Annotated in this window: 11 protein-coding genes; 9 read left to right on the forward strand and 2 right to left on the reverse strand. The window is 43.7% G+C overall.

What is annotated here, in order from left to right; genetic code table 11:
- The first annotated feature begins 103 nt into the window (after window positions 1-103).
- The 9 genes from AC570H_RS00530 to AC570H_RS00570 all read left to right on the forward strand — a co-directional run bounded on the left by AC570H_RS00530 (window position 104) and on the right by AC570H_RS00570 (window position 17,307).
- Window positions 104-3,274, forward strand: a complete 3,171-nt coding sequence (locus AC570H_RS00530) for a SusC/RagA family TonB-linked outer membrane protein (protein ID WP_497350607.1) — start codon at window positions 104-106, stop codon at window positions 3,272-3,274.
- An 11-nt stretch (window positions 3,275-3,285) separates the two neighbouring features.
- Entirely contained in the window at window positions 3,286-5,106 is a 1,821-nt protein-coding gene (locus AC570H_RS00535; protein WP_497350609.1) for a RagB/SusD family nutrient uptake outer membrane protein, read from the forward strand.
- A 91-nt stretch (window positions 5,107-5,197) separates the two neighbouring features.
- Complete coding sequence (locus tag AC570H_RS00540; RefSeq protein ID WP_497350611.1) at window positions 5,198-7,366, forward strand: hypothetical protein; 2,169 nt, start codon at window positions 5,198-5,200, stop codon at window positions 7,364-7,366.
- Window positions 7,367-7,388: 22 nt separating this feature from the next.
- On the forward strand, window positions 7,389-9,653 hold the full coding sequence (locus tag AC570H_RS00545) for a GH92 family glycosyl hydrolase (protein WP_497350613.1): 2,265 nt from the start codon (window positions 7,389-7,391) through the stop codon (window positions 9,651-9,653).
- A 44-nt stretch (window positions 9,654-9,697) separates the two neighbouring features.
- A complete protein-coding gene (locus tag AC570H_RS00550) occupies window positions 9,698-10,573 on the forward strand; it encodes an ROK family protein (protein WP_497350615.1) in 876 nt (291 codons plus the stop codon).
- A gap of 62 nt (window positions 10,574-10,635) precedes the next feature.
- The gene (locus AC570H_RS00555) at window positions 10,636-12,054 is read left to right on the forward strand and encodes a glycoside hydrolase family 125 protein (protein WP_497350617.1); all 1,419 of its coding nucleotides are present in this window, start codon (window positions 10,636-10,638) and stop codon (window positions 12,052-12,054) included.
- 2 nt (window positions 12,055-12,056) lie between these two features.
- Window positions 12,057-14,294: a GH92 family glycosyl hydrolase gene (locus AC570H_RS00560; protein WP_497350619.1), complete on the forward strand. Its 2,238-nt coding sequence runs from the start codon at window positions 12,057-12,059 to the stop codon at window positions 14,292-14,294.
- 24 nt (window positions 14,295-14,318) lie between these two features.
- Window positions 14,319-14,987, forward strand: a complete 669-nt coding sequence (locus AC570H_RS00565) for a basic secretory protein-like protein (protein ID WP_497350621.1) — start codon at window positions 14,319-14,321, stop codon at window positions 14,985-14,987.
- A 28-nt stretch (window positions 14,988-15,015) separates the two neighbouring features.
- Window positions 15,016-17,307: a GH92 family glycosyl hydrolase gene (locus AC570H_RS00570; protein ID WP_497350623.1), complete on the forward strand. Its 2,292-nt coding sequence runs from the start codon at window positions 15,016-15,018 to the stop codon at window positions 17,305-17,307.
- Between the two features lie 709 nt (window positions 17,308-18,016).
- Here the strand turns inward: AC570H_RS00570 and AC570H_RS00575 are convergent.
- Both AC570H_RS00575 and AC570H_RS00580 read right to left on the reverse strand, forming a co-directional pair.
- Window positions 18,017-18,661, reverse strand: coding sequence for a response regulator (locus AC570H_RS00575; protein WP_497350625.1), 645 nt, complete (start codon window positions 18,659-18,661; stop codon window positions 18,017-18,019).
- A gap of 1 nt (window position 18,662) precedes the next feature.
- A complete protein-coding gene (locus tag AC570H_RS00580; protein ID WP_497350627.1) occupies window positions 18,663-20,912 on the reverse strand; it encodes an ATP-binding protein in 2,250 nt (749 codons plus the stop codon).
- Window positions 20,913-20,940: the final 28 nt, after the last annotated feature.

The raw sequence follows: 20,940 nt of genomic DNA on the forward strand, positions 1-20,940 counted from the left end.
CAGGCCATTGAGAAGAAAATTAAAAAACAGCCTATGAAAAAATAAAAGAAAAACCACCATCACCTAACAGCTTCAAATAAAAACCAACTATAAACAGAAAATTATGGACAAAACATTTACTCGACTCATCAAGCGCAGGCTGATGACGAAAGAGAGCACCCTCAAGGTTGGTGCTTTATCAATGGCGATTTGTTTGGCATTTGGCGCATCGGCGGATGCAAAAGATGCTCCAGCATCGCTCAATCTTAAAAGCGAACTGCAACGCTCGGTTGCAGATATCACAGTTCGGGGTATTGTAAAGGATGAAACGGGCACAGGCATACCTGGTGTTGGCGTTAAGTTAAAAGGCGCGTTAACTACTGTGGCTACCGATGTAAATGGAAGTTTCAGCATTACGGTTCCCTCAGAAAGCTCGGTCTTGGTATTCAGTTATGTAGGATACGAAACGCAAGAAGTAACTGTGGGCAGCCAAAAAACAATTACCGTACAATTAAAGCCGAGCAGCAATGCCTTAGAAGAAGTAGCTATCGTAGGTTTTGGTACGCAGCGTAAAGTCTCTTTGATTGGAGCACAATCAACCGTTGATGCCAAAGAACTGAAGGTTCCGGTAGCCAGTGTTACCCAATCGTTGGCCGGTAGAATTGCCGGTGTGGTTGGCGTGCAGAGGAGTGGGGAGCCTGGCCGAAGTGCAGCTGATATCTGGATCCGTGGTATTTCCACTTTTGGTGGCGGTTCAAGTTCGCCTTTGGTTTTGGTAGATGGTGTACAACGAAGCATTTCGAATATCGACCCAGAAGACATCGAATCGTTTACGGTTTTAAAAGATGCTTCAGGTACAGCTGTTTATGGTGTGAGAGGTGCCAATGGGGTAATCTTGGTGAAAACCAAAACCGGTAAAGTGGGCAAGCCTTCTATCTTTTTCGATTATAACGAAGGCTTAAGTACTTTCACACGCCATCCAGAAGCCTTAGATGGGGTTACCTATATGAATTTGGCCAACGAAGCATTAACCGGCAGAGGACAGGCCGCGAAGTATAGCCAAGATTATATCAATAAAACGGCATCGGGTGTAGATCCCTTGGTTTATCCAAACGTAAACTGGATGGATGAATTGTTTAAGGACTACAGCAGCATCCGCAGGGCCAACCTGAATGCCGGCGGTGGCGTAGAAAATGCACAATACTATGTATCATTAGCTTATTACAACGAAAACGGGTTCTTAAAAACAGATGATCTGGCAGCTTATAACTCGGCCATGAACTATACCCGTTATAATTTTACCAGTAACTTGAACCTCAAAATTACTGGAACAACCAAATTGGATTTAGGTATTCAGGGTTTTGCAGCTAATGGCAACTATCCTGGCGAAACCACCGAAAGTATTTTCGGTTCTGCATTGGATGTTTCGCCTGTAGAATACCCAAAAATCTACCCTAACGGTTCGGTACCTGGCCGTTCTTCTAACGGTGGTTTCCGTAACCCTTATGCCGATTTAACCCGAAGAGGCTACAGAACCGAATTTGCCAATCAGATTTATAGCAATTTGAGGGTAACACAGGATATCAGTCCTTTGGTGAAAGGCTTGAGTGCTACAGCCATGATTGCCTTTGATGCCACCAATACCAACTCTATTAAAAGATCAAAAAGAGAAAGTACCTACTTTTTAAGGGACATTAATAATCCCTACAAAGCTGATGGCAGCCTTGACCTGATCCAAACCTTTACCAGCTCGCAAAACTATTTAAGTTATGAACCTGGAAGAGGGGGCAACCGCAAGTTTTATACAGAAGCTTCGATCAATTATGACAGGGCCTTTGGCAAACATCGTGTAGGCGGTTTATTGCTTGGCTATTCTGATGACAGGACAGAACCTTTTGCAGACAATTTTACAGCCTCTATCCCTTTTAGGCAATTGGGCGCTGCAGCAAGAGCTACCTATTCATACGATGACCGTTATTTTGCCGAATTCAACTTTGGTTACAATGGTTCGGAGAACTTTAATCCTAAAAAGAGGTTTGGTTCGTTCCCAGCCTTTGGTATTGGATGGATTCCATCGAACGAGAAATTCTGGGGCAACATGAAGGATGTGATTTCTTTCTTGAAATTCAGGTATTCTGATGGTAAAACCGGTATCGGCGATTTGCCGGGCCGAAGGTTTGCCTATTTAACTTTGGTGGCCGATAATGCCAATGGCTACCAATTCGGTAAGAATTTCTCTAATACCGGCGGGATCAACGTAACCGATTATGGAATCGATGTAAGCTGGGCCGAATCGAGAAAACAGGATTTAGGTGTGGAGATCAGAACCTTAAAAGACAACCTTTACCTTATCGTAGATTTGTTTAAGGAATACAGAACTGGCATTTTCTTCCAGCGCCAATCTATCCCAGGCTATGTGGGTTTAACCAATCAGCCTTATGGCAACCTGGGTGTGGTGGATAATAGGGGTATTGACGCCACTTTAGAATACAATACGAAATTAGGGCAAGTAGATTTGGGTTTCCGTGCTACGTTTACCTATAACAAAGACAAGATTGTAGAAGACGATCGTCCGGTACAGCCTTATCCATGGATGTCGCATATCGGAGATAACGTACTTGCCAGGTATGGCTACATTGCCGAAAAGCTATTCGATTCGCAGGCCGAAATCGATGCCAGTGCTACTCCAGGCTCGAAAGCTTCTATCAAGCCAGGCGATATCAAGTATAAAGACCTAAACGGCGATGGTTTGATCAATGATTATGATAAAACCAAAATTGGCCGTGGCGATATCCCTAATAAGGTATACGGCTTTGGGCTAAATATTTCTTACAAGGGTTTTGCCTTGAGCACCTTTTTCCAAGGCGTACATGGTGCGGATATCATGTTGGGCGGTTCGGGAATCTTTCCGTTTAATGGCGGAGGCGGTTTAAGCAATGCCTATACTATAGCAACAGACCGTTGGACAGAGGCTAACCCAAGCCAAGACGTATTTTACCCGCGTTTAGCCTATGGCGAAGCCGATAACACCAATAATACCCAAGAAAGCTCCTGGTGGGTAAAAGATGTCAACTTCTTGCGTTTAAAAACCGCACAGCTGAGCTATAACCTGCCAAAATCCTGGTCTGAAAGAATCCATGTTAAAAACGCAGCGATCTATTTGATCGGTACCAACCTCGCTACTTTCAGCAGCTGGAAATTATGGGATCCCGAATTGAATACTGGTGGCAGGGCAAATGGTAACAGGTATCCCTTAACTGCAACTTTATCGCTAGGTATCAATCTTAAATTTTAATTGTTACGAACATGAAAAAGTATATATATCTTTCGCTTGTACTGGCTTTAACGCTAGCTACATCATGTAAAAAAGGCTTCTTAGATCAAGTGCCCAATGATAGGCTTACCCTTGACGAAACTTTTAACACCCGTGCAACCGCCGAGAAATTCCTCAACAATGTATATAGCCAAATACCAGATGAATTTGGTCAGCGTAACCCTAATACAGACCGTAATGCGGGCATCTGGACAGGCGCTTCTGATGAGGCAGAATGGGTTTGGGGCTTTAACCTTGCTAATAATGTGAACATTGGTAGTTGGGATTCAAACACCAGCTTCGTCAACGATTATTGGAACAATTTTTACAGAGGCATCCGTTCGGCAACCTTCTTTATGGCTAATATCGATAAGGTAAACCAAGATATTACGCCACAACTCATCGTCCAGTATAAAAACGAAGCCAGAGCCTTAAGGGCCATGTACTATTTCTATTTGGTACGCATGTATGGTCCGGTAGTTATTATTGGCGAAAATGTAATCGAGCCAGATGCGCCAACTGAAAGCATCAGGTTGCCACGAAGCAGCATGGACGAATGTGTCAATTACATTGCATCGGAATTGGATGCCGCTGCCGCTAATTTGCCTACCACTCCGGTTAACGACAACAGCTACGGTCGCATTACCAAAGGCATGGCCTTAAGCTACAAACTGCAGGCTCTGTTGTTAGCGGCAAGTCCGTTGTATAATGGCAATACCGATTTGGCCAATCTGAAAAATAAGGATGGCAAACAGCTGATCAGCCAAAGCGTTGATGTAAACAAGTGGAAAAGAGCAGCCGATGCCTATAAAGCCTATATCACTCAATTTGTACCGGGCACTTACAGCTTGTTCAGAAAAAATAATTCGGCTGGAGTTTTCGATCCGTATTTATCGTGCAGGGATATCTTCATCGACCGTTTCAACAACGAAATCATCATGATGCGTGTCGAATCTTCTATCGAGGCCAGACAATACGAAATGACCCCTTACCATAACGGATTTAACTCAGAAGTAAGAGGCTCTGCTGGTTTGGGCGCTACCCAAAATCAAGTTGATGCCTTCTTTACTGCCAATGGCCGCAGTATCGACGATCCGCTAGGCGGTTATGTACAAACAGGAACAACCATGTACCAGGCACCGGGCAGCCCGATTGCAACAGATACCTATAACCAATGGGTAAACCGCGAACCGCGTTTTTATGTAAACATCACCTATCACAACAGTGTGTGGCTAAACACCAACTTTGGCAATGTAGTTACCCAGTTTAACAACAATGGCAACTCGGGCAAGGCAACTGGTGGCAATGATTATAGCGTAACAGGTTATGCGGTTAGGAAAGCACAAGGTTTGGGCAACTGGAGAGAGAACAACCGTCCGGTAATTTTATACCGTGTAGGCAATTTGTTCTTGGATTACGTAGAAGCTTTGAACGAAGCTACCCCTGGAGATGCAGATATTTTAACTTACCTCAATCAGATCAGAAATAGGGCAGGTATCCCCGAGTATGGAAGTGGTGCAGGTCAAATTCCGGCTCCGGTTGGTCAAGATGCCATGCGTGAAGCCATCAGAAAAGAACGCAGATCAGAATTGGCCTTCGAAAACGTAAGGTACTTCGATACCAGAAGATGGAAAATTGCAGAAACCACCGATAATGGACCGATGTATGGCTTGAATATCACCAAAAACCTGCCAGAATTTTTCCAAAGAACTGCTTTCGAAACCAGGACATTCACCAAAAGACATTACCTGTTTCCAATCCCGGCAAAGGATGTGAATGCAGATAACCTGATGGTGCAAAATCCGGGCTGGTAATTTAATTGTCCCAATCAATTTATAATGATCAGGTAGTGCGGAACACTGCACTATCTTGATTTTACCGACGTCGTCCCTACAAACTAATGCTATGAAAAAGTTAACAATCGTATGTTCAATCCTGCTGCTCGTTTCCGCTAGCGGATTTGCGCAAAATAAATCAAAACAGAAAACCTCTTTTCAGGTAGCGGCGCCTTGGAGCGCCAATTACGATGTACGTTCTGATATTGCCATGGTGTATGGCATTAACGATGCTGGTGGCAATTTTGAGGAAAGGGTAAAAAGCTATCGCGATAAAGGCTATGAAGTGCAATTCATGACCGGTATTGCCTGGGGCGAATACAAGGATTATTTCTTGGGCGAGTGGGATGGCAAAAACCACTTGGACGAAGGCCAGGTAATGCGTAATGGAGAAACCATTTGGCATGGCAAAAATGTGCCTTACATCGTGCCTTCTGCCAACTTTTTAACCTACATGAAAACCCATGTTAAACGCGCAATAGATGCTGGCGTAAGCGCCATTTACCTCGAAGAACCCGAGTTTTGGGCACGTGCAGGCTATGGTGATGCCTTTAAAAAAGAATGGCAAAACTATTATGGTTCGCCATGGATGGCCCAACATGAATCGCCAGAAGCTACCTATCTGTCTTCCAAATTAAAATATCAGCTTTATTTCAATGCCCTAAAGGAAGTGTTCAGCTATGTGAAAAGCTATAGCGAAAGCATCGGCAAAAGGGTAAAATGCTATGTGCCTACACATTCTTTAATCAATTATTCTTCTTGGCAAATTGTGAGTCCAGAAGCTAGCTTGGCTAATTTAGAGGGCATGGATGGCTACATCGCACAGGTGTGGACAGGTACCTCTCGAGAACCGATTTACTACAATGGCAAAGAAAAGGAAAGAGTGTTTGAAAATGCGTTCTTGGAGTATGGCTCCATGGTTTCGATGACAGCGCCAACCGGGAGAAAAATCTTTTTCCTAACCGATCCAATTGAAGACCGCACCAGGAGCTGGGACGATTACAAAGTCAATTACGAAGCAACCTTCACGGCTAAGCTCTTATACCCAATGGTTGATAACTATGAGGTAATGCCATGGCCAAACCGCATTTACAACGGCAAATTCAATGTAGAGGGCCAAAAGGAAAAACAGCCCATCTCTAAAGCTTATGCCACCCAAATGCAGGTCATGGTGAATTCGCTCAACCAAATGCCCTTGTCAAATAACAAACTGAATGGTAGTCACGGTATTGGGGTACTATTGGCCAATTCAATGATGTTTCAGCGTTTTCCTACGCATGCGGGCTATGATGATCCACAATTATCGAATTTCTATGGCATGGCGATCCCTTTGTTGAAAAAAGGAATACCGGTAGAAACGGTCCATATGGAAAATCTGGCCAATAAAAATACGCTGAAAGACATTAAAGTATTGATCATGAGCTATGCCAATATGAAGCCTTTGGCCACCAGTTACCACGAAGAATTGGCCAAATGGGTAAAAAATGGAGGCGTACTTTTGTATTATGGCCGAGACAATGACCCTTTTCAAAACGTGAAGGAATGGTGGAATACAAATGGCAATAGCTTTAAAGCTCCATCGGCCCATTTGTTTAAGTTGTTAGGCCTTGAGCCAACCGATAGCCAAACTGAATACAGTGCCGGCAAAGGCAAGGTTTTCATTGTACGCAAAGACCCCAAAGAACTGGTGATGCAGGCCAATGGCGATGCCGATTTCCTGGTCCAATTAAAAAAAGCCTATGAAAAAGAGGCCCATGCAGGAAACCTTATCTTCAAAAACAACTTCGTGCTAGATCGTGGCCCTTTTAAAATGGTGGCCGTTTTAAATGAAACCCCTAAAGACGAAGCCCTAACGTTAACTGGAACTTTTATCGATTTATTCGACCCTACTTTACCTATTCTGCAACAAAAAACCGTTGCCCCAAACACCCAGGCCTACCTGTTCGATGTTAACAAGGCAACTGCCAAAAACACGCCACAGGTATTGGCAGCCGCTGGCCGTTTGGAGGATGCCTCTGTGAAAATCACTAAAAACAGCTATTCCTTTATCATCAAAAGTCCGTCTAACACCGTTAATGCCATGCGGATCCTCTTGCCTAAAAAACCAAGGCAGACATCGGCCAAGCTAAATGGAAAAGACCTGAACCTGCTTAAAAATGATTGGGATGAGCGCTCTAAAACCCTCTTGCTGAGCTTTGATAATTACAGCGAAGGCGTAAGCGTAGCTATCAACTGGTAACCAAAACACACAAACACACAACATGAAACTCAAACTATTAGGCTTTTTAATTTGCTGCTCCATTACGAGTGTAACGGCGCAAGAAAAAGATTTGGTCCATTATGTAAACACCTTGCAGGGCACCAATTCCAAACATGAACTTACGCGTGGCAACACCTACCCAACTACAGCACTGCCTTTTGGTATGCACACTTGGACACCACAAACCGGCAAAAACGGCGATGGCTGGAAGTATCAGTATTTTAAAGACAAAATCCGTGGCTTTCAACAGGCGCACCAATGCAGCTCTTGGACAAGAGATTATGCTGTTTTTTCGCTCATGCCCATGGTTGACGAGCTGGTGGTTGACGAAAATAAACGCGAAACCAAGTTTAGCCACCAAAACGAAATCGCCAAGCCTAACTATTACAAAGTTACTTTCGATAACCAGCTCACCACAGAAATTGCCCCAACAGAGCGTGGTGCACATCTTAGGTTCAGCTATCCGAAAAGCAAAAAAAGCTATCTGGTGCTCGATGGTTATACCCGTTTAAGCGGTGTCCGGATTTTTCCAAAGGAGCAAAGGATTACAGGCTATGTAAACAATGGCGAGGGCTTTAAAAAGGGATGGAAAAGTTATTTTGTGATCCAATTTGATCAGCCTATCAAAGCTTATGGAACTTGGGAAAATAAAACCAATACCATTAAGGCTGATTCTACCGTGGCTGAAGGATTGGGCAAAGGCGCCTATATTGAATTTAAAGCCGGGGTTAAGGTACAGGCCAAGGTGGCATCCTCTTACATCAGTGCCGAACAAGCCGAATTAAACCTGCAGCAAGAGTTGGGCAAAGACAAAAACCTGGAGCAGACTAAAGCCAATGCTGCTGCGGTTTGGAATAAATCATTGGGTAAAGTTTTGGTAGAAGGTGGCAGCGAAGAAGACATCGCTACTTTCTATTCATGTTTTTTCAGGGCCAGTTTGTTTTCTCGCAAGTTTTACGAAATAGGTAAAGACGGTCAGCCTTATTATTTCAGTCCTTACGATGGCAAAATACATCCTGGTTATATGTTTACCGATACAGGCTTTTGGGATACGTTTAGGGCACAATTTCCATTAAATGCCTTGATGCACCCAGAAATGCACGGTCGTTACATGCAGGCCATGCTCGATGCCTATGAGCAATGCGGCTGGCTGCCTTCTTGGTCGTTCCCGAGCGAAGGGGGCAGTATGATTGGTAACCATGCTATTTCTTTATTTACCGATGCCTGGGCCAAGGGTATTAAAACTTTTGATCCAGCTAAAGCCTTGGAAGCTTATGCCCACGAGGCCATGAATAAAGGGCCATGGGGACCGGCAAATGGCCGCGATGGTTGGAAAGAATACTTCGAACTGGGTTATGTGCCATATCCGAAATACCGTGAGGCTACAGCCAAAACCCTCGAATATGCCTATGATGATTTTTGCGGCTTTGAACTAGCCCGCCTAACAGGCAATGATTTTTACCAATCGGTGTTTGCCCGCCAAATGTATAACTATAAAAATGTATATGATCCTACTACCCGTTTCATGCGTGGCAAAAATGCCAATGGTCAATGGACTCCAAAATTCGATCCTACAGAATGGGGTGGCCCTTTTACCGAAGGAAATGCCTGGCATTACTCATGGTCAGTATTTCAGGATACCCAAGGCCTCATCAATTTAATGGGAGGTAATAAAAATTTTACGGCTAAACTCGACTCTGTTTTCTCTGAGCCTAACAAAGTAAATGTGGGTACTTATGGAGGCATGATCCACGAAATGGCCGAAATGGTAATGGCCAATATGGGGCAATATGCACATGGAAATCAGCCTATTCAACACATGGTTTACTTGTATAATTATGCCAATGAGTCCTGGAAAGCGCAATTTTATGCCCGCGAGGTAATGAAAAAGCTTTACAATGCCACTGAAAACGGCTACCCTGGCGATGAAGACCAAGGACAAACCTCTTCCTGGTATGTACTCAGCGCTTTGGGTTTCTACAGCGTTACTCCCGGAACAGGCGAATATGTAATGGGAAGTCCACTTTTTAAAAAAATAACCCTTACTTTAGAGAGCGGAAAGAAATTTGTAATTGAAGCACCAGCTAATGACGCATCTCACGTATACATTAAGTCTGCAACCCTCAATGGCAAGCCCTACACGCACAATTACATTAACCATGCTGATGTGGTTAATGGAGGGATTTTAAAATTAGAAATGGATAACAAACCAGCCACCAACAGAGGGCTGGCAAAAGAAGATAAACCCTTTTCGCTTACTAAGTAAAAGGATTTAGTAAGTGAATAGAAGAATATATTAGATAAATGAAGATGGAAAAACCTGCTGTATTAGGTGTTGATATAGGTGGCTCGCATATTACGGCTGCGCTGGTAAATTTAGAAACAGGAACTTTAGTTAGAGAGTCGATTAAACGAAACGCAGTTAATTCTAAACAAGAAAAAGAAGAAATATTAAGTGCCTGGTGCAGCGTAATAGAAGATGCTTTTCAAAGTGCCAATGGCAAAGAAAAATACATTGGTATTGCCATGCCTGGTCCTTTCGATTATGAAAAGGGTATTTCGCTCATCAAGGAACAGGATAAATTCAATGCCTTGTATTTGATCAACATTAAGGAAGAACTGGCTAAGCGATTGCAGCTCAAACCTGCTTCGATCCATTTCATCAACGATGCAGCCGGCTTTATGCAGGGCGAGGTTTTTAGTGGTGCGGCCAAAGGACATAGCCGTGTGTTAGGCTTAACCTTGGGTACCGGACTCGGCTCGGCACTGTCAATCGATGGGGTGGCTTCTGATGCCGAACTGTGGGATTCTGCATTTCTGGATGGCATAGCCGAAGATTACCTTTCTACCCGCTGGTTTATTGGTCGTTACAACGAACTCAGTGGCAAAACCTTGGACGGGGTAAAAGAGCTGGCCGACCTGGTTGCTACCGATGCCTCGGCTAAACAGGTGCTGGTAGAATTTGGAGCCAATTTGGCTCAATTTTTAGCGCCGATTATTAAGAAACATGATGCCGAAGTGGTAATTTTAGGAGGGAATATTGCACAGGCCTTTGAGCTTTTTGCGTTAAGCTTAAACATCGGGCTCAGCGAACAAGGTTTAAATATTCCTATTAAACTAACCGAATTAAATGAACACGCTGCGCTGATTGGTGCAGCCAGCAGCTGGGATTTAACCACTCACTAAAAGAGATAAGCAACAAGAAATAATGCGCAAGAACCACGCGCTTCAAACAAAAAATCTAAACCATGAAAAGAAGAAAATTTATTCAAAACACAGGTTTATTAGGGGCTGGAGTATTGGCTTCAAAGTTTTCCTTTGCGTTGCCAACACCAGAATTTCCGGTGGTTAGGGTAGCCGCTGATAAGCGCCATTTTACAAGCGTAGCCGTAGAAAAAGCCATTAAAACCTTTCAGGAACATGTGGCCGATAAAGAACTGGGTTGGCTCTTCGAAAACTGCTTTCCAAATACATTGGATACTACGGTAACCTATTCTGTAAAAAATGGCAAACCAGATACCTATGTCATTACCGGAGATATTGATGCCATGTGGATGCGCGACAGCTCTGCCCAGGTTTGGCCGTACCTACAATTTGTAAATGAAGACCAAAAGCTAAAAGACCTGATTGCGGGTGTAATCAATCGTCAAACCCATTATATTTTAAAAGATCCTTATGCCAATGCTTTTTATAACGATCCAACCAAGGTAGGAGAGTGGAAAAGCGATAAAACAGATATGAAACCAGGCGTACACGAGCGTAAATGGGAGATCGATTCGCTTTGCTATCCCATTCGCTTGGGCTATAACTATTGGAAGAAAACAGGTGATAAGGCACCTTTCGATGCCGATTGGAAAAAAGCAATCGAAGCAACCTTAAAAACCTTCAAAGAACAACAGCGTAAAGAAAACAAAGGCCCTTACCGTTTTCAGCGCGAAAGTTTGTATCCAACCGATACGCTTTCGATGAATGGTTACGGATTTCCGGTAAAACCTGTAGGCCTGATCTGTTCTTCTTTCCGCCCGAGCGATGATGCCACGGTTTATCCTTTCTTAATTCCTTCCAACTATTTTGCAGCAAGCAGCTTAAGGCATGCGGCCGAAATGATCACGGCTCTACAACCCGACAAAGCCTTGGCCGATCAGTTGGTGGCATTGGCCGTAGAAGTAGAAACTGCCCTGAAAAAATACGCAGTGAAAGACCATGCAGAGTTTGGCAAAATGCTGGCCTTTGAAGTTGATGGTTTTGGCAGTGCCTATATGATGGACGATAGTAATGTGCCAAGTTTATTGTCTATGCCTTATTTGGGCGCCATTAAAGTAGACGATCCGCTTTACAAAAGCACGCGCAAGTTTATCCTGTCGAGCAATAACCCTTATTTCTTTAAGGGAACGGCTGCCGAAGGGGTAGGCGGGCCACATATTGGTCCGGATATGATTTGGCCGATGTCTATCACCATGCAGGGCCTTACATCGGTAAGCGACGCAGAGATCAAAAATTGTATCGCCATGCTAAAGCGCACACATGCAGGCAAGGGCTTTATGCACGAGAGTTTCCACAAAGACGATCCTACCAAATTTACCCGCAGCTGGTTTGCCTGGGCAAATACCTTGTTTGGCGAATTTTTATGGAAAGTTTATAACGAAAAACCAGCATTGCTTAAATAAAAATGAAGTTGAAATCGGTAAAAATAGGCAGTTTAAAGTTGATGGTTTCTCTTGGGCTTTTGTTGATGGCAAGTTCAAGTTTTGCCCAACAGAATCCGAGCAATCTGCAATATGTAGATCCCACCATAGGAAGCGTTGGTCTTATTTTAGAACCTACCCGGCCAACCGTACACCTGCCGAACAGCATGGTTCGGGTTTTTCCGGCGCGTACAGATCAACTGGACGACCAGATTGCCTATTTTCCTTTAACCATTTCTTCGCACCGCCAAAACTGGCTGTTCGGATTGATGCCTTATTCGGGTGCAATCAATGAGCAGGCTTGGGGAAAGAAATTTACTTCAGACAACGAACAGATCAAGCCCGATTTTTACAAAGCTTTGCTCGAAGATAATGGTACCGCCATCAGCTTCACGCCTGGTGCCAAAGCTGGATTTTTTGAATTTGTGTTTGCCGATAAAAGCAACCACTATTTGCGTCTCAACATTCTGAACAATGGCGAAATCAAGCTGGAAAATAAACACGCCATTAGCGGTACGGAAGATTTTCAGGGAATGAAGGCTTATTTCTATGCCGAGGTGAATGCAAGCCTGGACGAGATCAGTTACCAAAACGGACAAGGCAAAAAACGTGCTTTGATCAAAATTGCCGATCAAAATCCAAAAGTCGTTTTTAAATATGGTGTCTCTTTCATCAGCATTGCGCAGGCTAAAGAAAACCTGGCCAAGGAAATTACCGATTGGGATAGAAGCAAGCTACAAAATAAAGCTACCGCTGCCTGGAACAAAGTGCTCTCGCAACTCAATGTAAAAGGGGGTACAACAGCTCAGAAACGTGTTTTTTATACTTCGCTGTATCGTTCTTACGAGCGCATGGTGGATATTAACGAATATGGCAAGTACTACAGTGCCTACGATCATCAGGTGCACAGTTCCAACCGTCCGTTTTTTGTGGATAATTGGTTGTGGGATACGTATATCGCGCTAGAACCGTTGCAAACTATCTTAAATCCAAAAATGGAGGGCGATAAGCTCAATTCTTATGTGCAGATGTACGAACAGAGTGGCTGGATGCCTTCTTTTGCACTGGCTTTTGGCGATAATCCCTGTATGACAGGTAACCATGCAACGGCTTGGTTCTTGGATTCGTATCAGAAAGGCGTCCGCAACTTCGACTTGAAAAAAGCCTACGAAGGCATCAAAAAGAACTCCTTAGAAGCTACCTTATTGCCATGGAAGAATGGTAAGGCAACTTCTTTAGATACTTTTTATACCGAAAAGGGCTATATGCCTGCACTTAAACCCGGTGAAAAAGAAACCGTAGCAGCGGTACATGGCTTCGAAAAAAGACAGAGTGTTTCGGTTACGTTAGAAAACAGCTTCGACGATTGGTGCTTAGCACAGTTGGCCAGCAAAAGTGGCAATGAGGCCGATAAACCCTTGTTCTTGAAACGTGCGGCCAATTATAAGAACGTATTTCGCGAAGACAAAGGTTTTGTATGGCCAAAAGACAGCGAGGGCAATTGGATAGAACCCTTCGATCCTAAATTTTCTGGCGGACAAGGCGGTCGTGAATATTTTACCGAAAACAATGCCTATACCTACAACTGGGATGTGAAACACGATTTGGATGGCCTTTTCCAATTGATGGGAGGTAAGGCAAAAGCCGAAGAGAAATTGGATGATTTGTTTAGGGCAAGCCTTGGTCGCAGCAAATACAATTTGTGGTACACTTTTCCAGATGCAACAGGCTTGGTTGGCCAGTTTGTAATGGGCAATGAGCCGAGCTTCCATATTCCTTACCTCTACAATTACCTAGGTTCGCCTTGGAAAACACAGAAACGCATCAGGATGCTGATGGATACCTGGTACACCGATAACCTATTTGGTATTCCGGGTGATGAAGATGGGGGCGGGATGACCGCTTTCGTGGTCTTCTCTATGATGGGCTTTTTTCCGGTTACCCCAGGAGTTCCGGTATATAGCATCGGCAGTCCGGCTTTTAACGAAATATCCATGAAATTGGATAATGGCAAAACTTTTACCTTATTGGCCAAAAATAATTCGGCCACCAACAAATACATCCAAAGCGCTACTTTAAATGGCAAGGTTTTAAATCGCTCGTGGTTTACACACCAAGAATTGCAAGAGGGTGGTGTACTCGCTTTGCAAATGGGCAGTTTGCCCAACAAAACATGGGGCAGCAGCAATTTGCCTCCTTCAGCTTTAAACTATAATCCCTAAAATAACTATAACTATAACAGCACAATGAAAAGAACATTTTTAATAGGATTAGCGCTCAGTTTAACTGCACTTGGCGTACAAGCCCAAAATCCTGAAACAATAAGCAGAAATGGCTATACCCTAACTTTCTTGAACAATTCGGCCTCTTTTGATCCAGCACTTAAAAAACGTATGATCGAAACCTTTTTCAAAGTGTATCCGGTATTGGCCAATGATTTTAACAAAAATGCCGATAAGTCGGTAACCTTTAGCATTGATACGGCCTACAAAGGCGTAGCGGCAACAGGTGGCGGCCGAATTGTGTACAATCCAGAGTGGTTTGTAAAACACCCAGGCGATATCGATGTGGTGACCCACGAAGTAATGCACGTGGTACAAAACTATGGCAATGGTGGCGGACCGGGCTGGCTAACCGAAGGCATTGCCGATTATGTGCGCTTTAAATATGGCGTTGATAATCCTGGTGCCAACTGGACTTTAACACCATTCAAGCCAGAGCATAGCTATAAAAACGCCTATCGCATCACTGCCCGTTTCCTCAACTGGCTCGAAACGCATGGCAACAAGGGCATCGTGGTTAAACTCGATAACATCATGCGTACGCATACCTATAAAGAAACCGTTTGGAAAGACCTGACGGGCAAAACTGTAGATGAACTTTGGGCAGCTTATGCGGCTAATCCAAATGCTTAAAATATTCTTTTATCCTCAATATTTAAAAATGATCAAGAAACTACTCACCGCTACATTGGTATTTGCAGGTTTGGGTCTTTCGGCGCAAACGGTAGGCAAAATTACCGATCCTGTAGAATGGATCAATCCGTTAATGGGTACACAATCAAAGCCCGATCTTTCTAATGGGAATACCTATCCTGCCATTGCAGTGCCATGGGGAATGAATTTCTGGACGCCCCAAACGGGTAAAATGGGTAATGGTTGGGCTTATACCTATGATGCCGATAAAATCCGCGGCTTTAAGCAAACACATCAGCCATCTCCATGGATGAACGATTATGGCCAATTTGCCATCATGCCGGTTACTGGAAAACTCAAATTTACCGAAGATGAGCGTGCCAGCTGGTTTACCCACAAGGCAGAGGTAGCCAAGCCTTATTACTACAGCGTATACCTGGCCGATGCCAATGTAACAACAGAAATTACGCCTACTGAAAGGGCTGCGCAATTCCGTTTTACCTATCCGCAAACTGATAGCGCTTTTGTAGTGGTTGATGCCTTAAACAAAGGTTCGTATATCAAGATTATTCCAGAGGAACGCAAAATTATTGGTTATACCGCCAAATATGCCCGTGGACCATTGCCAAGCAATTTTAAAAATTACTTTGTGATCTATTTCGACAAGGCATTTACCGTGGCCAAAACCTGGTCGGGCAATAAATTAAATGCAAGCGATTTAGAATTGCAAAGCGATCATACTGGCGCGGTGATTGGCTTTAAAACCAAAAACGGCGAGAAGGTACATGCCAAGGTAGCTTCTTCGTTCATCAGTTTTGAGCAGGCAGAAATCAACCTGAAAAGAGAGTTGGCCAACGATAGTTTCGATGCGACCAAAACCAAGGCCAAAGCCATTTGGAACAAAACCTTGAGCCGCATTAGCGTAGAAGGTGGCACGGTTGACCAAACCCGCACTTTTTATTCATCTTTCTACCGCACGCTTTTCTTCCCTAATAAATTATATGAGCTAGATGCCAATAATAAAATCGTGCACTGGAGCCCTTACAATGGCAAGATCTTGCCGGGCTATATGTTTGGCGGAACAGGCTTTTGGGATACCTTCAGGGCTTTGTATCCTTTCTTGAACTTGGTATATCCATCCATCAACAAAGAGATGCAGGAAGGCCTGATTAACGATTACAAAGAAGGCGGTTTCTTGCCAGAATGGAGCAGTCCGGGTTTTGCGGATATCATGATTGGCAACAACTCTGCTTCGGTAGTGGCCGATGCCTATATCAAAGGCTTGCGTGGCTACGATACTGAAACGCTTTGGGAAGCTGTAAAACATGGCGCTAATAACGAAGGACCAATGACAGCGGTAGGCCGTAAAGGCGTTAAATACTATAACGAGTTGGGTTATGTGCCTTACGATGTAAAAATCAACGAAAACGCAGCGCGTACTTTAGAATATGCCTATGATGATTTTGCCATTTATCAATTTGGTAAAGCTTTGGGCAAACCTGAAAGCGAAATCGGTATTTATGCCAAAAGGGCGATGAACTATAAAAACTTGTTCGATCCGGCGAGTGGCTTAATGCGTGGCAAAAACCAAGACGGTACTTTTCAATCGCCGTTTAGTCCGTTTAAGTGGGGCGATGCCTTTACCGAAGGCAACAGCTGGCATTACTCTTGGTCGGTTTTTCAAGACATTGCTGGTTTAGCCAAATTGATGGGCGGCAAAGAGAAATTTGTTCAAAAACTGGACTCGGTATTTACCTTGCCACCAATTTTTGATGATACCTACTACGGTGGCGTGATCCACGAGATCAGAGAAATGCAGATTGCCAACATGGGCCAATATGCACACGGTAACCAGCCGATACAGCACATGATTTATTTGTACAATTATGGTGGTGCACCTTGGAAAGCCCAATATTGGGTTCGCGAAGCAATGAACAGGTTGTACCATGCTACGCCAGATGGATATTGCGGCGATGAGGATAACGGCCAAACCTCGGCTTGGTATGTGTTTTCGGCCATGGGCTTTTATCCGGTTACCCCAGCGGTTGACCAATATGTAATCGGTGCGCCTTTGTTTAAAAAGGTAACCTTAACATTAGAGAATGGTAAAACCGTAGTGATCAATGCTGCTGCTAACAGCGATGCCAACAGGTATGTTCAAACCTTGAAGGTAAATGGTGCCAGCTATGATAAAAACTGGTTGAGCCATTCGACTTTGCAAAAAGGGGCCGTACTTGATTTTGGCATGTCGGCTACGCCAAATAAAACAAGAGGAATTAGCGAGAGCGCTTTTCCTTATTCTTTCTCTACAGCTAAGTAGATCAAAAAGGCAGAACAAAGGTTCTGCCTTTTTTGCTTGATACATATTGTCAATCTGAGCTTGTTGAAGACAACGAATATTTTAGAAGTTTTTGATGTGTTTCGACAGGCTCAACATGACATTCATACAATGGTGTTTCCACGGTTTGTCATTCCGAGTTTAACGAGGAATCTATCTCAAGAACAGATGCTTCGCGTTGCTCTGCATGACAAATCGTTTTTTATTTCAACTGGAATCATGGTTCAAGGTGACCAGATCATATTCACACGTCATATCGGACTTGATTCGGTACTGCACTCAGCCCTTGTTGGTGTCTCCACCAACAAGTTTTAGATTAGACTTTTCTTTTTCCTCCCCCTGCCCCCTCCAAAGGGGGACAAATGTGCGCCAAGTTTTTGGACTTTTTCAGTTCGGCTAGTTTAAAAACGGTTTGTCATTCCGAGTTTAACGAGGAATCTATCTCGAGATAGATGTTTCGCGTTGTTCTGCATGACAAATCGTTTTTATTTTTAATTTGAATAAGGGTTCAAGGTGACCAAATCGTATTCACGCGTCATACCGGACTTGATCCGGTACTGCACTCAGCCCTTGTTGGTGCCTCCACCAACAAGTTTTAGATTAGACTTTTCTTTTTCCTCTCCCTTCCCCCTCCAAAGGGGGACAAATGTGCGCCAAGCTTTTGAAATTCAGCTTTATACTTTAACCTTATTTAATGACTAATCAAATTCGATTTTAAGGCGAATTCATAGAGTGCCACCGTTGAGTCTGAAAGATCCAGTTTGCGCATGATGTTTTTGCGGTGGGTATGAATGGTAAACTCCGAAAGGTACAGGCGTTCGGCAATGTCCTTGGTACGCAGGTTTTGGCAAACAAGCCTGATGATTTCTACCTCTCTTTTGGTGAGCTTATATTTTTTGAGGAAATCGTCAAAAAAGGAGAAACGGCTTTCTGGTGTCTCTTTTTCGTTGAAGTTTGGGAAAACACCCTTGCCGTCTATTACCTCCAATAAGCTGGTCGCCAATTTGTGCAGTTCATCAGATTTTACAATGTAGCCACTGGCCCCATTGGCCTTAGTGTCTTTTACCAGCTCGTGAGAGTGGTAATTGGTCAATACGATTACCTTGGCCTTTATTCTTCTCTTGTTCAGTTCTTGCAAAGCCCTAAGACCATCGATGCCGGGCATGTTCAAGTCGAGCAGAATGATATCGGCCTCAACCAGCAATGGAGAGTTTAAAAGCTCGATGCCATTGTTCATCATGCCAATAATCTCAAAACGATCGTCGTTCTCAAAATGTGCTTTGATGCCATTTAACACAACAGGGTGGTCATCGGCCAGTATCAATTGGATTTTCATATTAGCTTATAGGGGGGATAGGTAGTTCAATTAATACAAAAGTTCCTTCGTTGGGTTTGCCTTCTATTTCTAATCTGCCAGATAAATAGGCGATATTGGTCTGCAACAGCTTCATGCCTGCGCCTGTTGCCTCATTGCTTTCCTGCTTAATGCCTTTGCCATCGTCTTCAATATAAATGGTCATGGTATTTTCCAGTTCGATCAATTGGATAAACAGGTGTTTGGCTTCGGCATGCTTAATGGCATTGTTTAAGATTTCTTGAATAATGCGATAGGCGCTCAACGTAAATTGCTGAGGCCATTTTTCGGTATGTTCAAAGCCTTCGATTACATGTTCGACCCTTAGGCTATTCGCTGTTTTAATGGCGCTGATCAGGTCTAAGATAGCCGTTTTGAACCCATATTTCTCAAGGGCAATCGGCATTAAGGCATGGCTGATGTTCCGAACGGTTTCACTGATGTCGCCCAAGAGGTTTCGGGCAACTTCCAGTTTTTTTGAAGCATCAGAACCAACTACAAACACTTCATCGCCCAAGGTATTGATATTTAGTTTGGTGATGGACAGCATGGCGCCAACCTCATCATGCAAGCGCGCCGCAATGCGTTTTCTCTCTTGTTCCTGTACTTCGGTAAGTGTATCCCTCAAATCGAGCTGGTGTTGCTGCTTTAAATTGCTCAAGGTAGCCTGATGTAAAATTCCGGCCTGTCTTTTACGCTGATAAGAGAGGTAGGCTAAGCCCGCCAATATCAAAACCACGATGGCCGAGCAACTAAAAATGATCCAATTGCGCTGCTTTTGCTGTTTCAGTTCTAGGTTTTGTACTTCTTGCTGTTTTTTGGCCAAAACCAGTTGCTGCTCTTTTTCATGTACTTTGTACTTGGTTTCCAATTCGCCCGTTGCTTTGCGCAAGGCCAGTTGATGCAGCGTATCTTGTAAATGGAGCTGCTGTTCCAAGCTTTTGACCAAGGTGTCTTGGCCTTTTGGATTTTGCTGATTGAGGTTTTTCAGCGCGTTCGTATAAAACAGACGGGTATCAGGGGGCAGGGGGTATCTTTTCAGAATGCCATCAGCCATTTTGAGATAGGCCGATGCCGAGTCCAGCTTGTTTTCACGCACATACAAATTGGCCAGTCCAGCTAAAATTTCTACATCAAAATTGGGTGAGTTTGTGTTGCCCATTTTCATTTTATAGGCCTTGATATAACTGTTTTTGGCTAACTGGTTTTTGTTTTTGGCTTCATAGTATCGGCCCTCGGCTAATTGATATGATTTTTTAGAATGCAGGCTGTTTTGATCCATGCCATACTTTTTATGTGCGGCAAAGTACGCATCGAAATTGCTATAGTCTTTTAGCAGAAACGATAGCATGAGCATACGGTTAACGTTATAGCCTTTCTGTTGTATCGTGGCTGCCGGCAGGTTATAGGCTTTTTCGGCATATAAAAAGGCATTTTTGTAGTCGCCGGTAGATTCGTAGTTTCTCGATAGGATTTCAAAAAACTGAATGGTCCGATCGTTGATGTTGTTTTCCAAATCTGGAATAAGGTCCTGTAAAATGGCGAAGGCTTCTTTTTCTTTATGAAGATTAACCAGCATATAGGCATAGGCAAATCGGGTATCTTTCAAAAGCGAAGGATTATTGCTTTGTTTGGCCAGGTTCAGCGCCAGTTCAAAGTTTTGCTTAACCTTGTTTGGATTTCCAGTCCTAAAGTCTAGGTTGGAGCGGTTTCGGAGGTTAAAAACCCTCGAAATAAGCATTTGAGGCTTATCTTTGGTAAAAGCTTCTATTTTGTCGTAGTAGAAGGCAGTTTTTTCGATGTTTCCAACCCTGTTGTAAATCCTCGAAAGATCCGAAAGCAGGCTAATGACTATCTGATCGGGCAATTTAGGCAAATAGGTTTCGGCCTGTTTAATGAGGCTAATGGCAGCTTCCTGATGACCCAATCCCAATTCTGAAATGGCCTGTGTAGCTATTGTGCTCGCCATTAAATCTTCTCGACCAAGGTCATTCGAGTTTTTTAACGCTTCATCGAGCATTGTTTTGAGTTCCTCAGAATAAATGGTTTTGGGATTGCGTACATAGCGCAAAACCTGCATCGTTTTTTCTGCAGAAGGACTCATCTCCTTCAGTTCTGCCAAGCTTTTTGTAGGAGGTGGAGTGCCCATTACTTGTGCCATGGCCAAATGACAGGAGCTGCCCATAAAGAGCAATAGCAAAACAGGGATCAATAGAGAGGATGGGAGGCGCATAATCAGCCTCTAAAATAACAATTATTGT

The sequence above is a fragment of the Pedobacter sp. B4419 genome, from assembly GCF_059693725.1.

What these genes read in the sequence shown, in the direction of transcription:
- AC570H_RS00555 (WP_497350617.1), top strand. Translation starts at nt 10,636, where the DNA reads ATGAAAAGAAGAAAATTTATTCAAAACACAGGTTTATTAGGGGCTGGA.
- AC570H_RS00575 (WP_497350625.1), bottom strand. Translation starts at nt 18,661, where the DNA reads ATGAAAATCCAATTGATACTGGCCGATGACCACCCTGTTGTGTTAAAT.
- AC570H_RS00550 (WP_497350615.1), top strand. Translation starts at nt 9,698, where the DNA reads ATGGAAAAACCTGCTGTATTAGGTGTTGATATAGGTGGCTCGCATATT.
- AC570H_RS00580 (WP_497350627.1), bottom strand. Translation starts at nt 20,912, where the DNA reads ATGCGCCTCCCATCCTCTCTATTGATCCCTGTTTTGCTATTGCTCTTT.
- AC570H_RS00545 (WP_497350613.1), top strand. Translation starts at nt 7,389, where the DNA reads ATGAAACTCAAACTATTAGGCTTTTTAATTTGCTGCTCCATTACGAGT.
- AC570H_RS00565 (WP_497350621.1), top strand. Translation starts at nt 14,319, where the DNA reads ATGAAAAGAACATTTTTAATAGGATTAGCGCTCAGTTTAACTGCACTT.
- AC570H_RS00570 (WP_497350623.1), top strand. Translation starts at nt 15,016, where the DNA reads ATGATCAAGAAACTACTCACCGCTACATTGGTATTTGCAGGTTTGGGT.
- AC570H_RS00535 (WP_497350609.1), top strand. Translation starts at nt 3,286, where the DNA reads ATGAAAAAGTATATATATCTTTCGCTTGTACTGGCTTTAACGCTAGCT.
- AC570H_RS00560 (WP_497350619.1), top strand. Translation starts at nt 12,057, where the DNA reads ATGAAGTTGAAATCGGTAAAAATAGGCAGTTTAAAGTTGATGGTTTCT.
- AC570H_RS00540 (WP_497350611.1), top strand. Translation starts at nt 5,198, where the DNA reads ATGAAAAAGTTAACAATCGTATGTTCAATCCTGCTGCTCGTTTCCGCT.
- AC570H_RS00530 (WP_497350607.1), top strand. Translation starts at nt 104, where the DNA reads ATGGACAAAACATTTACTCGACTCATCAAGCGCAGGCTGATGACGAAA.